Origin of the sequence: Pseudanabaena biceps PCC 7429, from assembly GCF_000332215.1 — a bacterium.
Lineage (GTDB): Bacteria > Cyanobacteriota > Cyanobacteriia > Pseudanabaenales > Pseudanabaenaceae > Pseudanabaena > Pseudanabaena biceps.
Genome location: NZ_ALWB01000281.1, coordinates 1 through 5,850, shown reverse-complemented (window position 1 = coordinate 5,850; position 5,850 = coordinate 1). Strand labels below are relative to the sequence as shown.

Sequence of the window (5,850 nt, the reverse complement as noted above, 5' to 3'; positions counted from 1 at the left end):
CTTGCGTAGCAAGGCTTTTACTTTTGGGCTTTTAAAATTTGCCAGTTTAACCCGAACTGAGATTATTTTAGGGTTGCAATTTAATCAATAGTTAGATAACCTAATATTTAGTTTAAATAGTTAGATTGTCTAACTATTTTATTCCTTTACTTTTAAGGAGCAGATTTAACTATGGTTAAATTGCATGAAAATGCTGATTACGCTAGTGATCCTTCGCTAGATCCTAATCTAGATCCCAATCCAGATCATCAAGATCGCGATGTGATGATCGAGACCCGATCGCTAACGCGGGATTTCGGGCAAAGACGGGCGGTAAACAGCATAAATCTTCAAGTCAAGGCAGGCGAAATCTTTGGCTTACTAGGTCCCAACGGCGCGGGCAAAAGTACCACGATCAAAATGCTGACGACACTCTTGCCCCCAAGTTCGGGAAGTGCGACGATCGCGGGTTTGGACTTAACCCATCAACCATCAGAAATTCGTCGAGCGATCGGCTATGTGCCGCAGTCTCTCTCTGCGGATGGCAGTCTCACAGCCTATGAGAATCTGCTGATTTTTTCCAAGCTCTATGACATTCCTCACAAATATCGCGCATCGCGCATTAATGATGTATTGGAATTTATGGGATTAACCGAAGCGGCGCATCGGCTTGTGCGTCAATATTCAGGCGGGATGATTCGGCGATTAGAAGTCGCTCAGTCAATGTTGCATCAGCCACAAATTTTATTTCTGGATGAGCCGACGGTGGGCTTGGATCCCCTTGCGCGGAGTTATGTCTGGGCTTTAGTACAGCAGCTACGCGAGAACTACGGAACGACGATTATTTTGACCACACATTTCTTAGAGGAAGCGGATAGTTTGTGCGATCGCGTGGCGATCATGCAAATGGGGAAAGTCGTAGTGACGGGCATTCCAAGCGAACTCAAGGCAAATCTTGATCGAGAACTAGATCAAGAAAGAGCCACCTTAGATGATGTATTCATCCATTACACGGGCAATCAAATGACAACTGGAGGAGGAAGTTATCGTGAAACATCTCGAAATCGACGCACGGCTCAAAGATTGGGATAGTTTTTCAGGTTCAAGACGTTGGCGGAGAAGAAGCCCTTGGCAAGCGATCGCTGAATTTCTTAATAAAACCTTAGTAATTACCGAACTCGAAGTTCGCAAATTGCGCCACGATCCCACGGACTTAATCGTACGTGCGGTACAGCCCGTCCTCTGGTTGCTAATCTTCGGTCAAGTTTTCACCAGAATTCGCGGCATTCCTACTAATGGCTTGCCCTATCTGGACTTTATGGCGGCAGGGATCCTCGCGCAGAGCGTTCTCTTTGTCTCAATATTTAGCGGTGGCATGTCCCTCATTTGGGAAAGAGATTTAGGATTAGCCCAAAAATTTCTAGTTAGCCCCACTCCTCGCGCTTCTATCGTTTTGGGTAAAGGGCTAGCCTCAGGTGTGCGCTGTTTATCACAGGTCTTTGTGATTTACACACTATCTTTTGTTTTGGGCGTACAGCTTAACTTTGGCGCGATCGCCATGCTCGGCGTACTACTAATAGTATTTCTCGGAGCGGCTTGCTTCTCGATTTTTTCAATTATCGTCGCTTGTATAGTTAAATCCCGCGAAGGCTTTAATGGCATGGGGCAACTGATGACAATGCCTTTATTCTTTGCTAGTAATGCTATTTATCCTATCGAGATCATGCCTCCTTGGCTGCAAGTCATTTCCCATATCAATCCCCTTACCTACGAGGTTGATGCCCTGCGTGGCGTGATGCTAAGTAATGGCACAAGTCTTTATGGCTATGGATTTGACGCATTTATCCTACTGTCAGTCCTAATTGTACTGACCTTTGTGGGCGGTCGCCTGTATCGTAAAGTGGGAATATAAGACGATAGAATGGCTTTGACTATAAATAGGTTAATCGTCTAATGGGATCGCCAAAATCTACTCGCCAAAAATCTTCAGAATCAATTGTCCAAGATCTTGACCCCACGCTATCAAAACAATGTGCGGCGAAGGTGATGGAAACAATTCCTTTGGTGATGCGATTTATCCGAGCAGATATGCGCGATCGCAAGGCAACAGAATTATCAGTTCCCCAATTTCGGACGCTGGCTTTTTTAGATCGCAATCCTGGGGCTTCATTAGCAGAACTTTCCGAACATTTAGGCGTAACCTGTGCCACGGCTTCGGCAAATACAGAACGTCTGGTACAACGTAACTTCGTCCATCGGTGCGATCATCCCTCGGAACGTCGTCGTGTTTCCTTGAAATTGACGACGGAAGGAAAAGATCATCTTGATGCAGCTAGAGATCTCACCCGCTCTTATATTGCCGATCTGCTCGACTCCTTGAGCGAAGAACAGATCGCCAAAATCGACGACAGTTTAGCGATTCTCTACCAAGTTTTTGAATCAAAATCTACACCGTAAAGCGGTTGTCTTTACGAATAAGCATACAAATCATGAGTCCTCATCCGCAAAACTCCCATTCCAAATCTTCAGAAATCGACCATAATCACCCCCATCCTTCCGATCCCTTCGCAGCCTTAAAAATTCGCGATTTTCGGCTTTTTGCGATCGGACGTATCCTTATTTTCACTTCCTTCCAAATGCAAACCATTGCCCTTGGTTGGGAGATTTACGATCGCACGGGTTCTGCTCTAGCCCTAGGTGGTGTGGGTTTAGCCCAAGTCACACCGATGATTTTGTTAACCCTGTTGGCGGGGCATGTCGCCGATCGCCACGATCGCAAAAATACGATTCTATTTGCCATTTTTCTATCGATTCTCTGCTCCCTTGGACTTACGGCAATTTCCTATGGGAAGGGCTCCATTGCGTGGGTCTATGTCCTCCTCGCCTTGATTGGTATCGGTCGCGCCTTTCTCAAGCCCGCCAGTGATGCCTTTATCTGGCAGCTCATCCCCATTGAAATGTTTGCCAATGCTGCCACATGGAATAGCAGTAGTTTTCATCTTGCGGCTGTTGTGGGACCAGCCCTTGGTGGCTTAGCGATCGCGATTCTCGGCAATGCTACAGGAGTCTATCTATTTGCGGCTCTTGCCGCTTTCCTTTGTTTTGTGGCTGTAGCAACTATTCCCAAACGTCCTGTCACTTATGCTTCTGAGCCAATCTCTCTCAAAGCACTATCCGCAGGATTTAAATTTGTTTGGCACAATCAAGTTATCCTCGGTTCCATTTCCCTAGACCTCTTTGCGGTGTTGCTAGGTGGTGCAACGGCACTCTTACCAATTTTTGCCAAAGATATTCTCCAAGTTGGCGCTTTAGAACTAGGATTTCTCCAAGCTGCACCTTCGATCGGTTCGTTGATAATGGCAGTGGCGATCGCCCATTTACCACCATTTAAGCGATCGGGCTTAGCGATGCTCTGGTCGGTGGTTGGCTTTGGGATCGTCACGATTATATTTGGCTTATCACGTTGGTTTTGGCTTTCCTTGTTGATGCTGTTCTTCAGCGGAGCGCTCGACATGATCAGCGTTGTCATTCGCCATACCCTCGTGCAGATCCGCACTCCCGAACATTTGCGCGGCAGAGTAGCTGCCGTAAATAGCGTTTTTATTAGCGCCTCTAATGAATTAGGTGGCTTTGAGTCAGGATTAGCTGCCGCCGCCTTTGGTCCCATCATTGCCGTAGTCGGTGGCGGTATCGGCACGATCGCCGTAGTATTGGCAACCCTTTGGCTATTTCCCAGTCTCAAGAATCTCGGAGCATTGGCGGATTATCGCGAACCCGATTCGGAGTTAACAGAAGTCCAAACTTCTGAAGTTTGATTTATTTGATGAGACAGGCACAAAGCACCTGTCTCATCAATATCTTCATTTGCATAGGAGAAAAAATATGTGGCTTAAAGCGATCGATCATATTCAAGTTACTTCTACACCTGATTTAGAAACAGCGATGCTCTTTTTCTATGGTCAAGCTTTAGGATTAGCCGAAATTCCCAAACCAGCATCACTATCAGCTGTGGGTGCATGGTATCAACTAGGAAATACTCAGGTGCATATTGCGACCGAGACTGAAATCCATAATGCCCAATCTAGGCGACATATTGCTTTTGAAGTGGAGAATCTGGAGACTTTTCGCCAACATTTGCAAAATCTAAAGGTTGAGATTATTCCCGATCGTCAACCCCTTGCAAACTGCGATCGCTTTTATCTGCGCGACCCTGCGGGCAATCGAATCGAGATTCTTGAATTAAAAACTGATATTCGTTCCACGTAACACCAGTTAAAAACTAAACCTAGTAAGGGTTTTCAAGTTAAGAAATGGCGTAGCCATTTCTTAACTTGGTATTACGTTGCTATAATTACTTTTGTTTATGGTTTCCACAATCAAGACTATTTGTTGTTTTGGAAAGTCTTAGATACAATAAAGCTATATCTAATCAGCTTTTCAAGAATCGGAAAGGGAACAGGTGAGTATTATGTTCGGCAATATCAGAGAAGCTCGTTATCAAGAAGGACAACGCGATCGTGATGGGGGACTTTTACCACGTAAAGATGACTCCGCTTATTTAGATGGTTATCTCAAGGGGAGACCTGAAGGGTTAGATGGAGTTATGCAATATTTCCCAACGGTAGAAGATTACTTAAAATGGAAATTAAATCACTCAAAATCTTCGAGTCTTTAAATAGTATTCAGCAAATTTCTGACTAAGCGAAACCCAATATGTGTAGTTCCAGTGTCGGGAGACTCGGACTCACGCGCCGCAGGACGATAGCGACTGCAATAATTGGGAGCGCAAAGATAGGAACCGCCCTTAATAACATGTAACACCGACTCATCAGGCTTTTTGGGGTCAAAACTTTTATGGCGATCGCTAGCGATCGGATTATGTTGGTGTGCCATGCGATCATGTCCAACCTCGAAGAAATCAGAAGTCCATTCCCAAACATTACCAGTCATATCATAGAGTCCATAACCATTAGGAGGAAACGATCCGACAGGCGCTAAACCCTTGTATCCATCGGCTTTAGTATTAAAAAATGGAAAAATTCCCTGCCAAGTATTCGCCCTCTTCTCAGAATATTGCTCCCCCCAAGCATAGGTTGCGCTATCTAAGCCTCCTCGCGCCGCATATTCCCATTGTGCTTCGGTGGGAATTGATTTGCCAATCCACTTGGCATAGGCTTCCGCATCTTTATAGGAAATATGCACGACGGGATAATTATCTTTATTTTTTATGGAACTATCTTTCCCAAAAGGATGTTGCCAATTAGCCCCTACAGTCCAAGTCCACCAACTAAGAAAAGCTACCGTCTGGGCATCTTCTTTAGGTGGTTGAAATACTAAAGAACCTGCTAAGCGCTGCTCGTCAGGCAGATCGGGGAACTCTTCTTTTGATAAGGGAATCTCCGCAACAGTTTTATATCCAGTCTCCTTCACAAATTTAGCAAACTCAGCATTCGTCACTTCATGAGCATCAATGCAAAAACTGCTCACACTCACATTATCAGCAGCTCTTTCCTCAGGAAACCGATCGCTATCCGCACCCATCCGAAAAGTCCCACCATTAATAAACACCATCCCTTCAGAACAAGAGTTATTAGCAAAAGCAGACGGTGCGATCGCTAAAATGCAGAGAAGAAAAAAGGAAAAAACAAAAATAAAAAACTTATTTTGCACAATCAATCACCAAAAGCCAAAAGCTACAAGCTAAAAGCCTATATACCAGTCATATACTACGGTATTCACATATTAATATCGTAGTATACAATTTCAGTATGCCATCAGAGACGACAAAGAGCAATCGAAAAAGCAAATTTAGTTACAGCGCTTTGCGCTCAAACCCAAACCAAGGAAATTTTTGAAAGCGTTGCTTCGCAA

At 44.8% G+C, this 5,850-nt stretch carries 7 protein-coding genes; 6 read left to right on the top strand and 1 reads right to left on the bottom strand.

All coding sequences use genetic code 11. The features are described from left to right. Positions 1–171: 171 nt before the first annotated feature. The 6 genes from PSE7429_RS20735 (at position 172) to PSE7429_RS20710 (ending at position 4,654) form a co-directional block, all read left to right on the top strand. Positions 172–1,071, top strand: coding sequence for an ATP-binding cassette domain-containing protein (locus PSE7429_RS20735; protein ID WP_009629319.1), 900 nt, complete (start codon positions 172–174; stop codon positions 1,069–1,071). Continuing rightward, positions 1,028–1,891: an ABC transporter permease gene (locus PSE7429_RS20730; RefSeq protein ID WP_009629318.1), complete on the top strand. Its 864-nt coding sequence runs from the start codon at positions 1,028–1,030 to the stop codon at positions 1,889–1,891. Before PSE7429_RS20735 ends, PSE7429_RS20730 begins: the two co-directional genes overlap by 44 nt. Positions 1,892–1,932: 41 nt before the next feature. Beyond that, positions 1,933–2,436, top strand: coding sequence for a MarR family winged helix-turn-helix transcriptional regulator (locus tag PSE7429_RS20725; RefSeq protein ID WP_009629317.1), 504 nt, complete (start codon positions 1,933–1,935; stop codon positions 2,434–2,436). 32 nt (positions 2,437–2,468) lie between these two features. Then, positions 2,469–3,794 (top strand): MFS transporter, encoded by a 1,326-nt coding sequence (locus tag PSE7429_RS20720; RefSeq protein ID WP_009629316.1) that lies wholly within the window; start codon positions 2,469–2,471, stop codon positions 3,792–3,794. A 67-nt stretch (positions 3,795–3,861) separates the two neighbouring features. Beyond that, complete coding sequence (locus PSE7429_RS20715) at positions 3,862–4,245, top strand: VOC family protein (protein ID WP_009629315.1); 384 nt, start codon at positions 3,862–3,864, stop codon at positions 4,243–4,245. 202 nt (positions 4,246–4,447) lie between these two features. After that, complete coding sequence (locus PSE7429_RS20710) at positions 4,448–4,654, top strand: hypothetical protein (RefSeq protein WP_009629314.1); 207 nt, start codon at positions 4,448–4,450, stop codon at positions 4,652–4,654. Here PSE7429_RS20710 and PSE7429_RS20705 read toward each other — a convergent pair. Continuing rightward, positions 4,651–5,649 (bottom strand): formylglycine-generating enzyme family protein, encoded by a 999-nt coding sequence (locus tag PSE7429_RS20705; protein ID WP_009629313.1) that lies wholly within the window; start codon positions 5,647–5,649, stop codon positions 4,651–4,653. The genes PSE7429_RS20710 and PSE7429_RS20705 overlap by 4 nt on opposite strands. Positions 5,650–5,850 lie beyond the last annotated feature (201 nt).

What these genes read in the sequence shown, in the direction of transcription:
- PSE7429_RS20715 (WP_009629315.1), top strand. Translation starts at nt 3,862, where the DNA reads ATGTGGCTTAAAGCGATCGATCATATTCAAGTTACTTCTACACCTGAT.
- PSE7429_RS20710 (WP_009629314.1), top strand. Translation starts at nt 4,448, where the DNA reads ATGTTCGGCAATATCAGAGAAGCTCGTTATCAAGAAGGACAACGCGAT.
- PSE7429_RS20735 (WP_009629319.1), top strand. Translation starts at nt 172, where the DNA reads ATGGTTAAATTGCATGAAAATGCTGATTACGCTAGTGATCCTTCGCTA.
- PSE7429_RS20720 (WP_009629316.1), top strand. Translation starts at nt 2,469, where the DNA reads ATGAGTCCTCATCCGCAAAACTCCCATTCCAAATCTTCAGAAATCGAC.
- PSE7429_RS20725 (WP_009629317.1), top strand. Translation starts at nt 1,933, where the DNA reads ATGGGATCGCCAAAATCTACTCGCCAAAAATCTTCAGAATCAATTGTC.